The sequence below is a fragment of the Hydrogenovibrio sp. genome (genome assembly GCF_049975065.1).
Taxonomy (GTDB): Bacteria; Pseudomonadota; Gammaproteobacteria; order Thiomicrospirales; family Thiomicrospiraceae; genus Hydrogenovibrio.
The window spans coordinates 1-2,465 of sequence record NZ_JBNGDN010000119.1 but is presented as its reverse complement, the minus strand read 5'-3'; the positions used below and the strand labels follow the sequence as shown (position 1 = coordinate 2,465).

The 2,465-nt window shown below is 54.1% G+C and carries 2 protein-coding genes; both read right to left on the bottom strand.

Annotated elements, in window-relative coordinates; genetic code table 11:
• Positions 1-208 precede the first annotated feature (208 nt).
• Positions 209-1,417, bottom strand: coding sequence for an organoarsenical effux MFS transporter ArsJ (gene arsJ, locus ACP5D0_RS10030; protein WP_472365650.1), 1,209 nt, complete (start codon positions 1,415-1,417; stop codon positions 209-211).
• Positions 1,418-1,422: 5 nt separating this feature from the next.
• A partial coding sequence (locus ACP5D0_RS10025; RefSeq protein WP_472365648.1) for an ArsJ-associated glyceraldehyde-3-phosphate dehydrogenase occupies positions 1,423-2,465 on the bottom strand: 1,043 nt, incomplete at its 5' end.

Genomic DNA, 2,465 nt, shown 5'->3' with positions numbered 1-2,465 from the left:
CACTCAGATAAAGTCGAAATGCGCCGGACGGACGTGAGTCAACACCGCCCAACGCGGAAAAAAGAGAGGAAGTTCAATACTAAGGCGGCGTTAACAGCATAATAAGCCCAATCCGTATGGTCATTAAAGAGCCGCCATTGTAGCGAAACCTTTCGTCAAGTCAACCACCTAAGATTGACCAGGCCTGGTCAAACAGAGCGGTAAAGCATCAGACCGATGCCGACGCCTCTGGCCGAATGCGTGCCACCAGCAGCGCCGCCATTATCACCATTAAGGCCGACACCCAAAGCGTGGCGTCCATGCCCCAGGCCTGGTAAATCCAGCCGGACAGCAAGGTGCCCATCAAGCGGCCACCGGCATTCGCCATGTAATAAAAACCAACGTCTTTCGAAGTGCCGTCGGCATCGGCATAGGACACAATCAAATACGAATGCACCGCCGAATTCAAGGCAAACACCACCCCAAACACCATTAAACCGCCAATCAACACCGTCTCTGGCGACCAATCCATCATAAACGCCATGATCGCTGTTGTCGCGGCTAACAACAGCGCCAACTTCATGGCCGTCCAGTGGGTCGGATTCACCCCAGAAGCCCCCTTTCGGAGGCCCGTCCATCGCGGCGTGGTGGCCTGCACCACACCGTAGCCGATCACCCACAACGCCATAAAGGTACCCACCTGAAGATGTGACCAGCCCAGCACGCCTTGTAAAAACACCGGCAAAGCCACCACAAACCAGACATCACGCGCACCGAACAAAAAGAACCGTGCCGCCGACAGCCAATTAATCGCGGGCGATTTGGAAAACATTTCGGCAAACTTCGGCTTGTTTTTGGCGCGCCCCAATTGGCTGTCCAGCCACAGCACCGACAGAATAAACGGCACCAGAATCAAGGCCGTTAACACATAAAGCGCATACTGAAACCCAACCGCCCCCAGCAAAGCGGCCCCGACAAAAAAGCCAACGCCTTTCAGTGCGTTTTTCGAACCGGTCAACAGCGCCACCCAACGATACAGCTGACCGTCGCCGTCTGTTGTCAGGCTTTTAATGGCGCTTTTCGCCGACATTTTATTGAGGTCTTTGGCAATGCCCGACAGCGCCTGTGCCAGCATGACATACGCCACCGTCAGCCATTCCGGCGACACCGTCAGCATCATCAGCGCCACCATCTGCAACCCCAGACCGATATTCATGGTCAGGTTTAAGCCCAGCCTCGCCCCGAACCAGCCACCGAACAGATTGGTGACAATGCCGAAAAACTCATAAAACAGAAACAGCATCGCAATTTCCAGCGGACTGTAACCCAACTGGTAAAAATGCAACAGCACCAGCATCCGCAAAGCGCCGTCAGTGATGGTGTACCCCCAGTAATTGGCGGTAATTAAGCCGTATTGCTGTTTCAATGACAACATCATGGCCACTACTCCGCGGCTTCCGATGATTTTTCCCAGGCCTGGCGATTCTGTTCACCCACCTGCACCGCCAGTTCCATCATGCGCACCACATAACCGATTTCATTGTCGTACCAGGCCAGCAGTTTCACCTGAGTATCGTTTACCACCATCGTCGAAGGCGCATCAATCACCGAGGAACAGGTTTCCCCTTCATAATCCACCGACACCAGCGGGCGTTCTTCATAGCCGAGAATGCCCTCCAGATAAGTTTCCGAAGCTTCTTTCAGCAAACGATTGACTTCCTCCTCGGAGGTTTTGTGCTCGACTTCCAAGACCAAATCGGTCAAGGAGGCATTCATAAACGGCACTCGCACCGCCAAGCCGTTCAGTTTACCGTTCAGTTCTGGAAAGATGGTGCCAATCGCCTTAGCCGAACCGGTGGTGGTCGGAATCAGCGATTCAAACGAGGCACGGGCACGGCGTAAATCTTTATGGCCGTGATCCACCACCTTCTGAGTATTGGTGCGGTCGTGCAGGGTGGTAATCATGCCGTGTTTGATGCCGATTTTTTCGTGCATCACCTTAATCACCGGCGCAATGCAATTGGTAGTGCAGGACGCCGCCGTGATAATCGGGTCCAGGCCTGGCGAAAACACCGCATCGTTAATGCCCATCACGATGTTTTTGATGTCTTCCTTCATGGGTGCCGCGACAATGACCTGCTTCACGCCCTGATCCAGATACGCCTGCAAGCTGTCACGGGTGCGAAATTCGCCGGTGGCTTCAATGACCACATCCACATCCAAATCCCCCCAAGGGGTGTCGGCAATGGCCTCATTGGACGAATAACCAATCAACGCACCTTCAATGCGAATCGCATGACCTTCCGCCTCCGCGTCATGCCACCAGCGTCCGTGCGCCGAATCGAAATGCAGTAAATGCGCCGACCCCACCGCATCCGTGGCGGTTTCATTAATGTGCACAAATTCCACTTCCGGCCAATCAAACGCTTCCCGCAAGGCCAAACGCCCCATGCGCCCAAACCCATTAATCGCCACTCGTAATTTTT

Excerpts from the sequence above, each read along its gene's own strand:
- arsJ (WP_472365650.1), bottom strand. The coding sequence starts at position 1,417 with ATGATGTTGTCATTGAAACAGCAATACGGCTTAATTACCGCCAATTAC.